This window comes from Kinneretia sp. DJ1R-11 (assembly GCF_025717595.1).
Lineage (GTDB): Bacteria > Pseudomonadota > Gammaproteobacteria > Burkholderiales > Burkholderiaceae_C > Paucibacter_A.
On record NZ_JAJIRR010000001.1, the window covers coordinates 206,934 to 223,795 of the forward strand.

Annotated in this window: 13 protein-coding genes; 3 read left to right on the forward strand and 10 right to left on the reverse strand. The window is 66.1% G+C overall.

All coding sequences use genetic code 11. The features are described 5' to 3' along the window. Nucleotides 1–6: 6 nt before the first annotated feature. On the reverse strand, nt 7–1,314 hold the full coding sequence (locus tag LNV23_RS00875; RefSeq protein ID WP_263561211.1) for a hypothetical protein: 1,308 nt from the start codon (nt 1,312–1,314) through the stop codon (nt 7–9). Nucleotides 1,315–1,530: 216 nt separating this feature from the next. Between LNV23_RS00875 and LNV23_RS00880 the strand changes: the two genes are divergently transcribed. Continuing rightward, nucleotides 1,531–2,166 (forward strand): response regulator, encoded by a 636-nt coding sequence (locus LNV23_RS00880; RefSeq protein WP_263561212.1) that lies wholly within the window; start codon nt 1,531–1,533, stop codon nt 2,164–2,166. On the opposite strand, the gene LNV23_RS00885 is transcribed toward LNV23_RS00880, so the two are convergent. Continuing rightward, on the reverse strand, nt 2,144–3,904 hold the full coding sequence (locus LNV23_RS00885) for an ATP-binding response regulator (protein WP_263561213.1): 1,761 nt from the start codon (nt 3,902–3,904) through the stop codon (nt 2,144–2,146). The genes LNV23_RS00880 and LNV23_RS00885 overlap by 23 nt on opposite strands. 399 nt (nt 3,905–4,303) lie before the next feature. Further along, nucleotides 4,304–6,175: a glutamine--fructose-6-phosphate transaminase (isomerizing) gene (gene glmS / locus LNV23_RS00890; RefSeq protein WP_263561214.1), complete on the reverse strand. Its 1,872-nt coding sequence runs from the start codon at nt 6,173–6,175 to the stop codon at nt 4,304–4,306. Between the two features lie 161 nt (nt 6,176–6,336). On the opposite strand from glmS, the gene LNV23_RS00895 reads away from it, so the two are divergent. Then, nucleotides 6,337–6,825, forward strand: coding sequence for an Lrp/AsnC family transcriptional regulator (locus LNV23_RS00895; protein WP_263561215.1), 489 nt, complete (start codon nt 6,337–6,339; stop codon nt 6,823–6,825). An 88-nt stretch (nt 6,826–6,913) separates the two neighbouring features. On the opposite strand, the gene LNV23_RS00900 is transcribed toward LNV23_RS00895, so the two are convergent. From LNV23_RS00900 to dapF, 7 genes are all read right to left on the reverse strand, one after another. Then, a complete protein-coding gene (locus LNV23_RS00900) occupies nt 6,914–7,954 on the reverse strand; it encodes a trypsin-like serine protease (RefSeq protein ID WP_318023198.1) in 1,041 nt (346 codons plus the stop codon). 275 nt (nt 7,955–8,229) lie between these two features. Further along, the gene (locus LNV23_RS00905) at nt 8,230–9,399 is read right to left on the reverse strand and encodes a trypsin-like serine protease (RefSeq protein ID WP_263561216.1); all 1,170 of its coding nucleotides are present in this window, start codon (nt 9,397–9,399) and stop codon (nt 8,230–8,232) included. A gap of 250 nt (nt 9,400–9,649) precedes the next feature. After that, a complete protein-coding gene (locus tag LNV23_RS00910) occupies nt 9,650–10,831 on the reverse strand; it encodes a class I SAM-dependent rRNA methyltransferase (RefSeq protein WP_263561217.1) in 1,182 nt (393 codons plus the stop codon). 31 nt (nt 10,832–10,862) lie between these two features. Further along, the gene (locus LNV23_RS00915) at nt 10,863–12,413 is read right to left on the reverse strand and encodes a hypothetical protein (protein ID WP_263561218.1); all 1,551 of its coding nucleotides are present in this window, start codon (nt 12,411–12,413) and stop codon (nt 10,863–10,865) included. Nucleotides 12,414–12,423: 10 nt separating this feature from the next. Next, complete coding sequence (locus LNV23_RS00920) at nt 12,424–13,434, reverse strand: tyrosine recombinase XerC (RefSeq protein ID WP_263561219.1); 1,011 nt, start codon at nt 13,432–13,434, stop codon at nt 12,424–12,426. After that, complete coding sequence (locus LNV23_RS00925) at nt 13,406–14,134, reverse strand: DUF484 family protein (RefSeq protein ID WP_263516621.1); 729 nt, start codon at nt 14,132–14,134, stop codon at nt 13,406–13,408. The genes LNV23_RS00920 and LNV23_RS00925 overlap by 29 nt, the downstream gene beginning before the upstream one ends. After that, a complete protein-coding gene (dapF, locus tag LNV23_RS00930; RefSeq protein ID WP_263561220.1) occupies nt 14,131–15,006 on the reverse strand; it encodes a diaminopimelate epimerase in 876 nt (291 codons plus the stop codon). The genes LNV23_RS00925 and dapF overlap by 4 nt, the downstream gene beginning before the upstream one ends. Before the next feature lie 82 nt (nt 15,007–15,088). Here dapF and LNV23_RS00935 point away from each other — a divergent pair, with 82 nt between their 5' ends. Further along, nucleotides 15,089–16,816, forward strand: a complete 1,728-nt coding sequence (locus LNV23_RS00935; RefSeq protein ID WP_263561221.1) for a hypothetical protein — start codon at nt 15,089–15,091, stop codon at nt 16,814–16,816. Nucleotides 16,817–16,862: the final 46 nt, after the last annotated feature.

Consider the following 16,862-nt stretch of genomic DNA (forward strand, 5'->3'; position numbering starts at 1 on the left):
CGCGCTTCAGTTCACCGGAACCGAGAATTTCGCCAGCTGGGTGGTGTAGCCCGCGGTAAGGGAAACCAGGTCAGCGCCCGTTCCTACGGACACGGCAATGCTGGTGCTGGGAATGGCGTTTTGTGCGCCGCGCATGCCCTTGTAGAGACTCCAGTCGAAGGCGCCTTCGATGCCGGCATTGGGGGTCTCGACGCCTGAGGACAGGCCGATTTGCGGGCCCGGTGTCTGATCCACGCCGCGTGGTGACTCGGTCAGGCCCACCATGCCGCCGACGTGCACGGCCGCGCCGACGCTGCCCCCTATGGTGCTGACGATCAGGATCTGCAGCTTGCCTTCGCTGTCCTTGTCGGCGTTGACGACGATGCCGAAGTTGGAATTGACGCCGGCGTAGTAGGCGCCGGCTGCACCGGCATAGATGCCGTAAGAGCCGTTGTCGCCCCCTGTGCCGCCTTGCATCGGCACCTGCACCTGTTCCTGTGTTTGACTGCGACTCAGCTCGGCGCTCGGTACGGCGGCCGTGGACGTGCCCTTGAACAGGCCGGTCTTGCGGCCGACGTTGATCATGGTGGTGGCAATATCCTGCTGCTCTTCAGCGCTCAAGTTCGCCTTGCTCGCCGCCAGGACCAGAATGCGTCGCATGGCGTTCAAGGTGTCGGCGTCCAGCGCTGCAAAGGCGTCGGCGGACTGCCTGATCTTGTCGCCGGTGGGCGAGTCGTTGACGCGTTTGGCGGCCGCCTTGAAGAGCGCCAGCGTGACCGCATCGAAGCCCTTTTGCACCTCGGCCACGGCGGCCTCGTAGCCTTGTTTCATGACCCCCAGTGAGCTGCCATAGGTGGCCTGCGACACGGAAGCCACCTGGTTGAAGGCTTGCGTGAAGTCCGGACTGATACCGGGCTCGCGGAAATAGGTCTTGCGGGTGATGTCCCAAGCGCCCTTGTAGCTGCAGATGCCGCAGGCATCCATGCGGTAGTCGGCGCGGCAGTCTTCATAGAAGAGCAGGCCGCACTTGTGAGGGTGATTGCTCTTGCGTGTCAAATAGGGCGGCACGGTGTAGCTGGTCGAACCACGGTAATGGCAGAAGCCCGGCACGCTGGGCGCATAGCCGTTGCGGCAGTTCTCCATGCAGGCCGCAGCGGTACAGCTGTAGCCGGCGCGCGGCGGGTTGTAGCAAAGCCCGCCCTGCTCCACCTTGCCACCGGGGCAGGACAAGGCCTGCGCCTCGCCCGCCATCCCGGCCAACACCACCATCGCGGCCACCACGAGGCAGGCCGAACTTCCAAGTCGCCGCAGCGCGGCAAGCCAGTTTGTGTTCATGAGATTCCCTGGGTTGATGCCTGAGTTGATCGATGCGGCAGCGCGCCATGTGCCCTTGCAGCAGCACTTGCGTGCAGGCCTGGGGCTGATGTGCGGGATCGCTGAATCAGGTGAACCAGTGTCTGGACGCAGACGTCCACACACAATCGGACCTTGGACCCGAGACCCGGTCTCGGGCCTTACCCAGGCCCAGTTGCGGCTGCTAGAGTGCAGGCCATGAAACTACTGCTCGTCGATGACCACCCTCTGGTGCGTGCCGGCGTCGTCGCTGCGCTGCAAAGCTTGGGGGCGCCCGAGCTGATCCTGGAGGCCGACGACGGAATCGCCGCCATGGACTGCCTGGCCCGCCACCCCGATGTGGACGCCGTGCTGCTGGATCTGCGCATGGCCGGCATGGCCGGCATGGCCTTGCTGGAGCAGCTCAAGCGCCACCATCCGCTGCTGCCCAGCCTGGTGCTGTCTTCCTCGGAAGACCCCGCCGATGTGCGCCGTGTGCTCAAGGCCGGCGCCCGTGGCTACTGCCCCAAGTCGGCCAGCCCGGCCACTTTGCTGGCAGCGCTGACGCTGGTGCTGGGCGGTGAGATCTATGTGCCGCCGCTGATGGCCATGGCGCCTGACACCGGCCCGGCCGAGCCCAGCCTGGACGGTTTGACGCCACGCCAACGCGAAGTCCTGCAGGAGCTGTGCAATGGCAAATCCAACAAGGAGATTGCGCGCGAGCTGGGCATGGAGGAGAAGACCGTCAAAGGCCATGTCTCAGCCCTCTTCAAAGCCCTGGGCGTGGTGCACCGGCTGCAGGCCGTGGAGGCAGCCCGCGCGGCCGGCATGGTCAGCCAGGCACTGTCGTACTGAGGGTGTTGGCAGGCACCAAGGCGCGAGCCACCGCCGCACGCAACTGATCTTGTGTGAGTGGCTTTTGCAGGAGCGTGAGGCCCTGCCCATTCGCATCGCGCTCGCGCTCATGACCGGTGTCGCCGCTCAGCAGCAGGGCCGGGATGTCGCTGTTGAACAGCTCTCGAAGCTTCGCGATCGCGTCGCCGCCCGTTTCGCCGGCCGCCAGTCGGTAATCACACAGCAGCACCCGCGGTGCGGCGCTCACGCCCATCAGCTGCGGCATCAGCTCACTCACGCTGGAAGCTCCGACCACATCCAGGCCCCAGGCCCTCAGCAGCGCGCACATAGCGAGCCGAACCTCCGTGTTGTCATCGAGAACGATGACCAGCTCACCGCGCAGCTGCGGCTGAATCGCCGGGCCGGGCTTGGCGACCGTCACCTCTTCTTGAGGCTTCAGCAAGAGCGTGAACAAGCTGCCCCGGCCCGGCCGAGAGCGCAGTCGCTGCCCCATGTGCAGCAATTTAGACAGACGCTGAACGATGGCCAGGCCCAGGCCAAGGCCCTGTCCGGAGCCATGCAGCTGCACGAACTCATCAAACACCTCGGCGCGGCGCTCCCGGGCGATGCCCACGCCGCTGTCCGCCACCAGCAACTCAATGCGCCCCTGGCGCCGACGGGCCCGCAAGAGCACACCACCCTGCGGGGTGTAGCGCAGCGCGTTGGAGAGCAGATTGCGCAGCACCCGCTCCAGCAAGGCCGGGTCACTGCGCACCATCAGCAGGGTGGGAGCCGGCGGCACATCGCAGAGAAAGCGCAAGCCCTTGGCCTGAGCCTGCAGGCTGTGGTCCGCCTCCAGGCGGACCAGCAGCTCGCGCAAGTTCACGGCCTGCCACTGGGGCTGCAGCTGTTCGGCGTCCAGCTTGGAGATGTCCAGCAAGGCGTTGAACATCCCCCCCATGGCATCCACAGCGCTGCTGACATGCTGCAATATCTGCGCAGATTGCGCCTCGCTGGGCTTGAGCTTGAGGGCACCCACCAACAGTGAAAGCGCGTGCACGGGTTGGCGCAAATCATGGCTGGCGGCGGCCAGAAATCGGCTGCGCGACTGGCTCAGTTTGACGGCCAGGTCCTTTTCCAGCTGCAAGCTTTCGCTCAAATGAGCGAGCTGATGGGCTTGGCGCAGCGAGTCCCACAGCAGGCGCTGCAGGGAGACGGCAAAGTGAATGTAGAGCGTGGCGCCAAGCAGCAGTACGGCCAAGACGGCCCAAGTGTCAACCGCGCCATGCACCATCACGGCCCACAAGAGCCCAAGCAGGACCGGCCCCACCATGGCGAAATAGGCCGGCAAATAGGCATGCAGCGAATGCAGCGCAGCCGAACTGATGCCTATCATCCAAGCCCATAGCAGCATGCGCTGTGCATCGCTGCCGCCGGGCCAAAAGAGATGAATTGCCAGCAGCCACAGCAAGCCGTTGATGGCTGAAGTGCGCGTCACGCTGCGCAGCCAAATCGGAGCATTGGCCTGCGTCAGCGGGCGCCGCAACCAGCGCAAGCCCAGCCACAAATGAAAGCCTGCGTTGACGAACTGCAAGCCCAGCCAGCCGTTCACCCAAGCCGGTGGCGCTGCCTTGTACAAGCTGCCAGCAATCAGCAGCGCCAGCACAAAATTGCCCACGGTCAAGCTCAGATCATTGCTGCGCAGGCGCTGCGCCACGTCCATTCGGACCAGGGCCTGCAGGCGCAACTCGTCAATCATGAATCAGCATGGGTGAATTGGCGGGCAGGGCATGGCGGCGATTGTGCATGCTGAACCCGGTCTGCACCTGCTTCGCACCATCGAACCGATTCAGCTCGCGACATGGCTCTGAGCTACAACCGGCTTCAAGGACGCCTTGTTCAGGAGTGAAGTGAAATCGGTGATTGTCTATGGGAACAAGACGGCAATTCAGCCGGGAGTTCAAAGCTGAGCCGGTGAAGCTGGTCTAGCCCCTCACAAGTTGCGAAGTTTGCTTTCGACTTTGTTTGCGCGGAACAGCCACAGAGCAGCCACCGACGCTCTGTAGAGCTCCAGTCCAAAAGCAGAAGAGGCCTTCCGGCCCCTTCTTCTCTCAATTCCGACTGACTTTACCCCTTCCAGTCAATCGATGCATAACACTTATTCCACAGTGACTGATTTCGCCAGGTTACGTGGCTTGTCCACATCCGTCCCTCGCGCGCAAGCCGTGTGATACGCCAGCAGCTGCAGCGGGATCACGTGCAGGATGGGGCTCAGGGCGCCGTAGTGCTCGGGCATGCGGATCACATGCAGGCCGGCTTCGCTTTCAATCTGCGTATCGCCGTCGGCAAACACATAGAGCTGGCCGCCACGCGCGCGCACTTCTTGCATATTGCTCTTGAGCTTTTCCAGCAGCGTGTCGTTGGGCGCCACAGTGACCACGGGCATCTCGGCGGTGACCAGGGCCAGGGGGCCATGCTTGAGTTCACCGGCCGGGTAGGCCTCGGCGTGGATGTAGCTGATTTCCTTGAGCTTCAGAGCGCCCTCAAGGGCGATCGGGTAGTGCAGGCCGCGGCCGAGGAAGAGTGCGTTTTCCTTGCGGGCAAACTCTTCGCTCCAGGCGATCACCTGGGGCTCCAGCGCCAGCACGGCTTGCACGGCAACGGGCAGATGGCGCAGGGCCTTCACATGCTCGGCTTCTTGCTCTTCGCTGAGGTGGCCGCGGGTCTGGGCAAGGGCCAGGGTCAGCAGAAAGAGGCCAACCAGCTGGGTGGTGAAGGCCTTGGTCGAGGCCACGCCGATCTCGGCGCCGGCGCGGGTGATGTAGGCCAGCTCGCATTCGCGCACCATGGCGCTGGTGGAGACATTGCAGATGGTCAGCGTGTGCTTCATGCCCTGGGCACGAGCATGCTTGAGCGCGGCCAGGGTGTCAGCGGTTTCACCGCTCTGGCTGATGGTGACGACCAGAGTGCGCGGGTTGGGCACGCTGTCGCGGTAGCGGTACTCGCTGGCGATCTCGACGCTGGTCGGGATCTTGGCGATGGACTCCAGCCAGTACTTGGCGGTGGAGCCCGAGTAGTAGCTGGTGCCGCAGGCCAGAATCAGCACCGAATCGACATCCTTGAAGATGCCGTAGGCGCCGTCACCGAAGAGCTCAGGGCTGATGCTGGTGATGGACTCGAGCGTGTTGGCGATCGCCGTGGGCTGTTCGAAGATTTCCTTCTGCATGTAGTGGCGATACGGGCCCAGTTCGGCCGCGCCGCTGTGGGCGTGGACGGTGCGGACTTCGCGGTGCTGCGCTTCATAACGGCCGGTTTCAGCGTTGCGCTGGCTGATCCAGAAGCGCCCCGGTTGCAGGTCGACCACATCACCTTCTTCCAGGTAGACGATCTGGTCGGTCACGCCGGCCAGGGCCATGGCGTCGGAAGCGACGAAGTGCTCGCCATCGGCGGCCTCCATGCCCACACCCAGCACCAGGGGCGAGCCCTCGCGGGCGGCCACCACGCGCTGGGGCTCGTCGCGGCAGAACACGGCCACAGCATAAGCACCCTTGAGGCGCGGCAGGGCCTGTTGCACGGCTTCCAGCAGGTCACCCTGGTAGAGGTGATCGATCAGGTGGGCGATGACTTCGGTGTCGGTCTGGCTGGTGAAGACATAGCCGCGGCCCTTGAGTTCGGCGCGCAGTTCGTCGTGGTTCTCGATGATGCCGTTGTGCACCAGCGCAATGCGGCCGACGCTGTCGACGCCGGCGCTCGGGCCATGCGAGAAATGCGGGTGGGCGTTGTGCACAGCCGGGGCGCCGTGGGTGGCCCAGCGGGTGTGGGCGATGCCGGTTCCGGAGGCGATGCCGTCTTCGGCGGCAAGGCCAGTCAACTCGGCCACGCGCGAGGTGCTGCGGGCGCGCTTGAGGCCGCCGTCCTGATGCACAGCGACGCCGCAGGAGTCATAGCCGCGGTACTCGAGTCGCTTGAGGCCCTCGATCAGGATGGGGACGATGTTGCGCTGGCTGACGGCTCCGACGATTCCACACATGGCTTGGCTCCAGAAGATATGAGGCGCCTTGCTTGCTCGATCAAGGCTGGAGCGCATCGTAGGCACAGCCATGAAATCATTGCTTTCGATTTGTGTTGGTTTTTGAAATAATCAACCAAGCCATGATTTGCGTGATGGCATATTTCACGAGAAGGCTAGAAATGAACGATTCAAATCAAAGCCTGGGCTTGGATGCCACGGACCTGCGCATCCTGGAACTGCTGCAGCAGGACGCCTCCGGGTCCAACCAAGATCTGGCGCAACAAGCCCATGTGTCGCCGGCGACCTGCCTGCGTCGGGTCAAGCGCCTGGTGAACAGCGGCATCATCGAGCGCCGTGTCGCCCTGCTTTCGCCCGAGAAGCTGGGCGCCGGCCTGAGCGCCATCGTCGAAATCACCTTGGACCGCCAAGGTGCCGAACACCTGCAGGCCTTCGAGGCCCGGGTGCTGGGCGAGGCGGCAGTGCAGCAGTGCTATCAGGTCACGCCAGGGCCGGATTTCGTGCTGATCCTGCAAGTGCCCGATATGCCGGCCTACCAGGCCCTGGTCCTGCGCCTGTTCACCCAGGACGCCAATGTGCGCAATGTCAAAGCCTTCTTCAGCGTGCGGCGCGGCAAATTCGAACCGCGCATCGCCTTGCCCAAGGCCTGAGCGCGAACACCAGACCCCAACAAAAAAGGCGACCCGAGGGTCGCCTTTTCCAACTGCAGCGCCTGCGCGCCTCAGTCTGTCAGCGGGTTCAGGCCTTGCGGCGACGCACGCTGGCACCGATGGCCAGCAGACCCAAGGCCATCAGGGCATAAGTTTGCGGCTCAGGCACGGCGGCGGTGATGGTGCTGATCCAGTTGGCATGGGCGAACACGGCGGTCGAGGCGGCCAGGTCACCGAAGCTGGAGTTGGTGCCGGTCACGGCGTCGCAATCCGTCACGCCGAGGGCGGCATTGCAGCCACCCCAGCCCCAGGAGTGCACACCGGCCAGCAGCCAGCGGTTGTTGTCGGCGTCCCAGATGAAGTCGCCACCGCCGGAGTCACCGCCGGCGATCTGGGCTTCCAGACCAGCCCCCAAGCCAGTACCGCTGGTCCAGCCCGTGCCCCAGGCCGTGCCCAGGCGTGCGATGGCATTCTTGGCCGAGCTGCCGTTGTCGAAGTCGCTGATGTACTCAACACCATAAGCACCCTGGTCGGCCACGTCGATGGTGTTGTAGCCGTAGTGCGCCTTGCCCCAATCAAAGCCGCCGCTGTTGCCGGTGGCGCCGGTGCCGGTCAGGCCGTAGCCGGCCAGCAAGAAGTCCTTCTTCAGATCGTTGCCGGTGCTCAGGGCGAAACCGTTGATGTTGGTGACGGCCTGGTCGAGCTTGATGATGGCGATGTCCGAACCCGTGCCCAGCGAGGCCTGCTCACCCTGCCAGCCACTGTGCACCCAAGCCTGAGCGGCATTGCGCTGCACCGCACCTTGCTTGAAGTCGATGGTCATGGCGGTGAAATTGTCGGCGCAGTGGGCGGCCGTCAGCACGTACTGGCCGCCGGCCAGCAGCGAGCCCGAGCAGATCCAGCTGCCTTGGGAATTGGAATACAGCAGGCGGGCCACGCCGTCGAGCGCGCCATTGTCGGCGCCGGGCTGCAAGACCCAGGAAGCCGGGTTGCCGGTAGAGACCACCAAGGCCTGCTTGTCAGTGAAGTAATCGCTGGCACTGGTCTGCGCCATCGCTGCTGTGCTGGCAGCCAAGGCCGCCGCGGCGGCGATCAGGCTGCGTTGCAGGCGAATGGAAGTGTGGATCATGGGAAAAGCTCCTCGATAACTGTGTCTTTGTGGTCGTACGCGGACTGGCATCGCTCGGGCCAGAGCCGAGCGCCGCCCGGGCCCGCAGCCCGCCTCCGATTCGGGTGCGCGAGCCCTTGTGACCGCGTCGTGAATATGCCATGAGCCCATGGCGCCATGCCCCCCGGGATCACGGGTCGGGACAAACCCCGATTGCTCGCGCCACGCCAACGCAGCGCCCATAAAAAAAGCGACCCGAAGGTCGCTTCTCTCTCTGGCGAGGAGCTCGCTTCGGCTCAGGCCTTGCGGCGGCGAGCAGCGGCGCTAACGGCCAACAGACCCAAGGCCATCAGTGCATAGGTTTGCGGCTCGGGTACGGCAGTGACTGTGGAGATCCACTGGCCATGAGAGAACACAGCCGTGGAGCCTGACAGATCGCCGTAGCTGGAGCTGTTGTTCATGGCGTTGTCGCAACCGCTCAGGCCCAGGAAGTCGCATGCGCCTTGGCCATTGGCCGCGTTGCCTTGCCAGCCCCAGGAATGCACGCCGGACAGCACCCATTCCGAGCCGTTCCAAACGAAGTCGCCGCCGCCCGAATCACCGCCGGCGATCAGTCCTTCCACACCGCCCTGGCCCAAATCACTACTGAACTGGTTGCCGGTCGCGTTGGCAATGCGCTGCAGCGTGTTGTTGGCATCGGTACCGCGGTCGAAGTCGACCATATAGGTCACACCGTAGCGGTAATTGTCGGGGTCATAGCCCCAGCCTGCACCCAGGGTGTCGCCCACGGCCTTGTTGAAAGTCTTGCTGTCGACGTCGAAAGTGTTGAACGCGTAGTGACCATAGGCGCCGTCGTTCCAGTTGGTGCCGGAGTTGACATTGGCGTTCTGGGTCGTACCGTAGCCGGCCATGATGTGGGTCTTGCCGACATCGTTGGTGGTGCTCAGCTTGTAGCCCTGGATGGTGGTCACGGCCGTGTCCAGCTTCAGGATGGCGATGTCCGAGCCGTTGTCGGCCGAATTGCTGAAACCTTGCCAGGCCGGATGCAGGGTGGCATCGCCCACGGCGACGTTGCGGGTCACGGTGGCCGTGCCGTTGAACCAGCCGAACTGCACCTTCATCGAGGTGAAGTCATCGGCGCAATGCGCAGCGGTCAGCACATACTGGCCGCCAGCCAGCAGCGAGCCGGAGCAGGCATAGCTGCCACCGCCGCTGGTGGTGAAGCTCAGGCGTGCCACACCATCCAGCAGGCCGGCCACGCCGGCAATGCTTTGGCCCGGCGCAAACCGCCAGTTCGAGGGCGAGCTGGTGTTGCCGGTCAGCGGATCCAGGTGGCCAAGGCCGGCGCTGCTGCTGGGCAGGCTCAGGTCCGGGGTTTGCTGGTTGCCCAGTGCCTGTGCGCCGCCGGCCATGGCCAACAAGGCGGCCGCTGCGATCCAGTGAAGTGTTGCTTTGCTCTTTGCCACGCTGAGTCCCTCTCGATGCTGTGCTTTTGCGATCTATCCACCCCACTGTGTGTTCGTCGGCCTCTGGCCGCGGGGGGCGGATTGTTACGGGTTTGTTTCAAACACACCCAGGGCGTGAATATGGCACGAGAGTGAGGGGCTTGACCCCCTTCACCCGGGGAAGGAATTTCCACTAAGGGAATCCACCAGGGCGAGAAACATCAGAATGCGGGCCGCACAAATCGAGGCCAAAGACACGCCAGCACCGCGCTCAACTTTTCAGGATCAACAAGCCCTTGAGGTACTCCCCCTCAGGGAAGCAGATGGTCTGAGGATGGTCGGGCGTCGCACCGACACGGTCTAGGATGAAGCCATCGGCTTGGGCATCCAGACCCGCACCGGCCACGATCTTGTGAAACAGATCGGGGCTGATGCCTCCCGAGCAGGAAAAAGTGAACAGCACGCCGCCCGGCTTGAGCAGGCGCAGGCCCAGGCGGTTGATGTCCTTGTAAGCGCGGGCTGCGCGCTCGGCGTGCGCGGCCGTGGGCGCAAACTTGGGCGGGTCCAGCACGATCGCATCAAACTGCCGGCCTTCTTTCAGGAAGTTGCGCAAGGTGGCGTTGACATCAGCGTCCAGCGCACGGTGCAAAGCAGGCGCAAAGCCGTTCAGCGCCACATGGGCCGTGGCGCGGGCCAGAGCTGGCGCCGAGGAATCGACGCTGACCACCTCCTCGGCGCCCCCCGCCAGAGCGGCCACCGAGAAGCCGCCCGTGTAACTGAAGCAGTTCAACACCGACTGGCAGCCGTACTGGCGCACCGTGTCGGCGAATTTCTTGCGGTTGTCGCGCTGATCGAGGTAGTAACCGGTCTTGTGACCCTCGGCCACATCCAGAGTCAGGTGCCACTGGTGTTCGCTGATCGTCACTTCTGTGGCGCCTTCGCCACGGAGCCAACCCGTCGTCTGGGGCAAGCCCTCGAGTTCCCGCACCTGCGCATCCGAGCGCTCGTAGAGCCGGCTCAGGCCCGTGGCCGCCAAGAGGTGGTCGGCAATGACCGGCTTCCAGCGTTCGGCACCGCTGGACAGGAACTGGGCCACCAGGGTGTCGGCATAGCGGTCAACAATCAGGCCAGGCAGACCATCTGCCTCGCCGTGGATCAGGCGCAGCGCGTCCGAGGCAATCGGCAAGCGGGCGCGCACCGCCAGCGCGCGGTCAATGCGCTGGCGGAAGAAGGCCGCGTCGATGCGCTGGCCTTCCTCGAAACTCCAGGCGCGCAGGCGGATCTGCGACTGCGGGCTGAAGGCGGCCCAACACAGAAAGGCGCCTTCGGCCGACTCGACCCGCACGGTCTCACCGGCATCTGCATTGCCGCGCGCGACCGAGCTTTCAAACACCCAGGGGTGGCGGCGCTCCAGCGAGCGCTCCTTGCCGGCGCGGATGACGATTTTCTTCATCGAATGATCTGCTTTCTTGTGGATTCAGGTGTCAGCGCACCAAGCTACCGAAGGCATAGCCGACCGAGACATTGAGCACCGGGCTGGACTGCTGAGCGCCGCGCAGCGTGCGCCACTCGCCCAGGCCCAGACGCAGGCGCAGGCGTTCTTCTTCACCGAGGTTGAGCTGGGTCCAGGCCTCGCCTTGCAGCACCGCGCCGCTGCGCACGGCCACACCACCGCCGCCGGCCGCGCCGGCCAGCAGTTCGGCGCCAACCCGCCAGCGCGGCTGACTGGCAAGAGGCTGCGTTTGCAGACCGAGACCAACCAGGCCATAGGAATAAGCCCCGGCCGAGCCCCATGCGGCGCTGCCGGCCTGGGCCGTGCCGTAGACCGAGCGCGAGAGCTCGCGCGTCATCATCAGTCCGAGATGGGTGACGGCTTCCTTCCGGCCATCCTTGAAGCGGACCTTGGGCAGGTGCTGGATGCTGGTGAACAACTGTTGAGTGCGGACCGTGCCGGGCACGTCATCGAGGCCGAAGGCGCCGAAGCGCGGTCCCCGGTCCAGCGGCATGCTCAGTCCCAGACGCACAAAACTGGCCTTGAAATTTCCGGCCGTGGCGCGCGCCAGCCCGGCGTCCAAGCGCAGACTGGGGCCCCAGGGCGTTTGCCAGCGCAGGGTCGGCCCGGCACGCAAGAGCCAGCCGCTGCCGGTGTCGACATTGCCGCCACCACCCAAGCCCAGGGCCAGCTGGCCGCCGACGCGCAAGGAGGGGTGGCCGAGCGCCCAGTCCTGGCCGGCATTGGCCAGCACTTCCATAAAGCCATCGGCGCCACCCTGGGCCGCGCCCGAAGCTTCCACACCCCACCAGCTGCCCTCGGCGATGTAATGGCGCAGGTCGGCCCCAGCCTTGCCCATGCGCGCGGTGCTGGCGACGCCGCTGCGGTTGCGGGTGCTGCTGCGCGGCTTGTAGAAGCCGGCCTGCACAGCGATCTCGTCAAAGCCGAGGCCGGTACGCTGCGAAGCCAGGCCCGGGCGACCTGCGTCCAGAGGCGAGAAGCCGGCAAAGCTGCCGGAGCGGCCGAGCACAAAGCCGACGCTATTGCCGTGCACATTGCCACTGGGGAAGCGCACATGGTTGAGTGACACGCCGGCATACCAGGGACCCATCTCGGTGCGGATGGACAGTTCGGGCCGGAGCATCAGGCCGCCACCGAAACGCACTTGGCTGGAGCTGAGGCCTCCGCCGGCGCCGGCATAGAGGCCGGCCGCCAGATGGGTGTTCTGGCCCAGGCGCCAGCGTCGCTGCGCCGTCAGACCCACCGTGAACAGACCGCCGTAGTTGCCCTTGGCTGCGCCGTAGACGCTGGGGCCGAAACCCCACTCTTCGTTGATGGCCATCAGGTAGCTGCCACCGAGCAAGGCGATGCGCTCGCCGGTGGGCAGGCGCAAGGGCGTCCAGTTGCTTTCGATCGCGGCCGGGCGGGATTCGGCGATGCGCGCCATGGGCGTGGCAGCGCCACCGGCGGGCGTCTGGGCGGCAGCGTTCAGGGCCAAGAAAAAGCCGGCAGCGGCCAGGGAAGTCGACGTGGGTTTGAACATGGCGAGGAGGCTATTGATCTTCGGACGCTTGTTTCTTGGCGCGCGGGTGGGCGCGGTCGTAGACCTGGGCCAGGTGCTGAAAGTCCAGCTGCGTGTAGACCTGGGTGGTCGTGATATGGGCGTGACCCAGCAGCTCCTGCACCGCACGCAGGTCACCGCTGGACTGCAGCAAATGGCTGGCAAAGGAGTGGCGCAGCATATGCGGGTGCACATGCGTGGGCATGCCAGCGGCCAGCGCGCGGATCTTGAGCCGAGCGCGGATCTGCGTCGCCGCCAGGCGGGCGCCACGCGGGCCGACGAACAGGGCCGCCTCGTCACCCCGCGCCAGCTGCGGCCGCAGCAGCAGCCAGGCCTGCAGGGCCAGCAAGGCCGCGCGACCGACCGGCACAGAGCGGCGCTTGGCGCCCTTGCCCAGCACATGGGCTTCGCCCGCGGCCAGATCGACCCAACCGCGCGCGCTCGGGCCCGCCTGGGCGTCCAGTCCCTCCAGCTCGCTGACGCGCAGGCCACAGCCATAGAGCAGCTCGACGATGCAGCGGTCACGCGCTTCCAGGCGCGGGTCCTGGCCGGCGCCGGCATCTTCAAAGGAGGCCAGGCGCACTGCGTCGTCCACCGCCAAAGCCTTGGGCAGGGGCTTGGCCGCCTTGGGCGCCCGCAAGCCCTCGAAGGGGTTGAGGGCGATGCGCCCTTCCCGCCCGAGCCAGCGGTACAGGCCGCGCCAGACCGAGAGCTGCAAGGCAATGCTGCGCGGCCCCAGGCCGCTCTGGCCCTCGCTGCCCCCGTGCAGGCGCGCCGCCCAGCGCCGCGCCTGCGGGCTGCTCAGCTGCAGGAGTTCGACACCGGACTCAGCGGCCAGAAGCTGCAGACGCAGCAAGGCGGCACCGTAGATCTCCAGGGTGCGCGCTGCCAGGCGGCGCTGTACGCGCACATGGTCGAGATAGGTCTGCAGCAGCGGCGCCAGGGCGGGCGCCGCCTCCACCTCATCCACCGCCTCAGTCAGCGGCTGCCGCGGCTTGCTCATCGCTGGCGGCTGGGGCGGGCAGGCAGCGCGCCAGAGCGGCGCTGGCAATGTCGCCGACACGGGCCAGGAACTCGGTGCCCATCTCGGCCGTGTAACGCGTCGGGTCGGGCGAGCCCAGGACCAGCAGGCCGAAGCTGCGCGCCGGCGTGCCGTGGGTCAGGGGAATCAGGGCCAAGGAGGTGGCGCCGCCCTCGCTGCCGTCGGCGGCGCGCAGCCAGCCGGCCGCCTCGAAGCCCGAGTTCACACCGCAATAGGGCTGACTCAGGCTGGCGGCGAAACTCTTCACATCGCCACTGACCGCACGCGCGCACTCATGCTCGGCCAAGGCCCCGGCCACGCCCCACAGGCGCAGACCGGCCTGAGGAATCATGAACTGGTGGCGCAGCTCCTTGAGCAGCACCGCCGGCAGCTCGGCGACCGCGGTGGTCAGCATCAAGGCTTGGGTCCAGCGATGCAGGCGGTCGGCAATGGCCACATTGTCCTGGCCGTTGCGGATCATCTCCATGATCTTGAACTCCAGGCCCTTGATCTTCTCGCGCAGCATCTCGGCCTGGCGCTCTTGGAGAGAAACCGCGCGGGCACCATGCGGGTGGCTCAGCTGCACCGTGGCCAGCAACTCGGCGTGGCGCTCGAAAAAGCCGGGCGTGCGCGCCAGGAACTCAGCAATGTCCTGCTCGGTGATGGTGGGGGCTTGGCTCACAGCGAGATCTCTCCTTCAAACACGGTTTGCGCCGGCCCGGTCAGGAACACCGGCGCGTCCAAACCGGCGGCCGCACCTGCGGCGCTGCCTCCGGCCCATTCAATCTTCAGCAGACCGCCGTGGGTCTGCACCTCGACGGCCTCATCGAGCAAGCCCAGGCGTATGCCCGCCACCACGGCCGCGCAGGCGCCGGTGCCGCAGGCCAGCGTTTCGCCGGCATCACGCTCGAACACACGCAGGCGCACGCTGGAGCGGGAAAGCACTTGCAGAAAGCCGACATTGACCTTGCGCGCAAAGCGCGCGTGGGTCTCGATGCGCGGCCCCAGCTGCTCGACCGGCGCGGCCTCGCTGTCCGGCACCAGCAGCACCGCATGCGGATTGCCCATGGACAGCACGGCCAGCTCAACCCCGAGCTCGGCCAGCGGCCAGAGTTCGAAGCCCGCCTGCAAGCGCGGGCTCAGGCCCTCGGCATCGAAGGGCAGCTGGGCCAGATCGAAGACGGGGGCACCCATGTCGACGCTGACCCGACCGTCCTCGCGCAGGTGCAGCTCCAGCTGCTTGTTGAGCGTCTCGACGCGGATGCTGCGTTTGGCCGACAGGCCTTTCTCATTCACATAACGCACAAAACAGCGCGCACCATTGCCGCAATGCTCGACCTCGGCGCCGCTGCTGCCATTGAAGATGCGGTAACGGAAGTCCACGCCGGGCGTGCTGCTGGACTCGATCACCAGGATCTGGTCGCAGCCGACACCGAAGCGCCGGTCGCCCAGGCGCTGCAATTGCGCGGGGCTGAGGGTCAGGGCTTGCCGGGTCGCGTCAATGACACAGAAATCATTGCCGGCGCCCTGCATCTTGGTGAAGCGCAGATTCATCGCGGCATTATCAGGGCTGCTCTGTTGCGTTTGCGCGCGGCAGGCCTTGATCAATCGCCACCTGCGCCCGACACTGCAGGCCATGACGCCCGCAGCAGTCGGCACTTCCGCATCGTCCTGGTCGGCCTTCGCCGAAGCCCAGCCCGCTTTGCTTGCCGTCACACTGGCGGCCGACTCGCCCGATGAGCCCCGCGACCAGGCCTGGGCCGCCCTGCTGGAGAGCCTGCAGAACGCCCTGCCGGCCGACAGCGAGGGGATCGAATTCACCCGCCAGACCCGCCGCCTGCTGCTCAGCTTTGCGCGCAGCGATCAGGCCGTCAGCGCGGCCCTGCACATCCAGCGCTTCGAGGCCCAGCGGCCCAGCCGTTACCGCATCGGCGCCGATCTGCGCCAGGCCGAACAAGGCGCGGCGGCCGCCACCGCCTTGGCCGAGCTGGCAGTGCCCGGTGAGGTCTTGCTCTCGGAGGCCTTGCGCGACCAGATCGTCGCCGGCCTCGACGCCGAGCTGGAATACGCCGGCGAGCCCGAGTTCCCCGAATTGCAGCGCTCGTTGCGCCTGTTCCGGCTCTTGCCCAGGCCTGAGGCCGAACAGGGCTGGGGCGACTTTCTGGCCAACAAGCCCACCCTGGTGCTGCTGCCTCTGCGCGTGGCCGAGGGCCAGCGCTGCGACCCGGTCTATGCCGAGCTGGTCGGCTATGGCTTGAGCCGCGGGCTGGCACAGAACAAGGCCTGGCATTTGATCTCCAGCCTCAGCGCCGCCGCCTTCCGCCATCGCCAACCGGCCGCGGCCGAGCTGCAGCAACGCCTGAAGGCCAGCCATGTGCTCTCGGGCGAAGTGCACCAGGAAGGCCGGCTGCTGCACGCGCAGATCCGCATGGTGGACACGGCCAGCGGCCAGGAACTCTGGGCCCGGACCGTCAGCTTGCCAGTGCATTTGGCGCGCTCGCCCGAGAACCCTTTTGGCCGCGAAGTGGTCAGCGGTGTCTCGCAAGCGATCTTTGGCGAGGTCGCACGCGCCGGTCTGCTGCCCGCCCTCGACGACCTGGACAGCTACACCTTGCTGTTCAAGGCCATGACCCTGGTGCACCGCAGCTGTTCGGCCGAGTTCCTGCAAGCCCGCGAGCTGCTGGACCATCTCGTGCAGCGCCACCCCAAGGCCGGCGAGGCCCAGGCCTGGCTGGCCAAATGGCATGTCATGAATGTCGCGCGCGGACAGAGCCGAGACATCGAGGCCGACACCCGTCTGGCCCAGCAAGCGGCGCAGCAGGCCCTGCATTGCGAAGGCGACCGCGCCCTGGGTCTGGCGATCGATGGCCTGGTGCATGCTTATCTGCTGGGCGAGCTGGATCAGGCCGAGGCCCAGCTCAAGGCCGCCATCGCCGAGAACGCCAACGAGGCCTTGGCCTGGCTCTACCTCTCGGCCGTCCATGTCTACCGTGACCAGGGCCAGGCGGCGGCCGACGCGGCCGGCATGGCCATGCTTTTGTCACCGCTGGACCCGATGCGCTACTACTTCGATTCCTTCGCCGCCCACGCCCTGCTGGCGGCCGGGCGGCTCAACGAATCCATCGTGCTGGCCAGTCGCTCGCTGAGCGCCAATCGGCGCCACCTGCCGACTCTGCGCACCCTGGCCATCGCCCGCGCGCTCAACGGCCAGCTGGCCCAGGCCAGCGAAGCGGTGCAGGCTCTGCGCGGCCTGGATCCGAGCTACTCCCTGCACAGCTTCAACACCCGCTACCCCGGCCGCGGCACCGCATTCGCGGCGCGCTGTGCAATGGCGCTGCAGACCGCGGGCCTGCCGGAGCTGTGAGCGCAAGGCAGCGATCTTCCTGAACCCGGGCGGCGCGGGCCTGCCC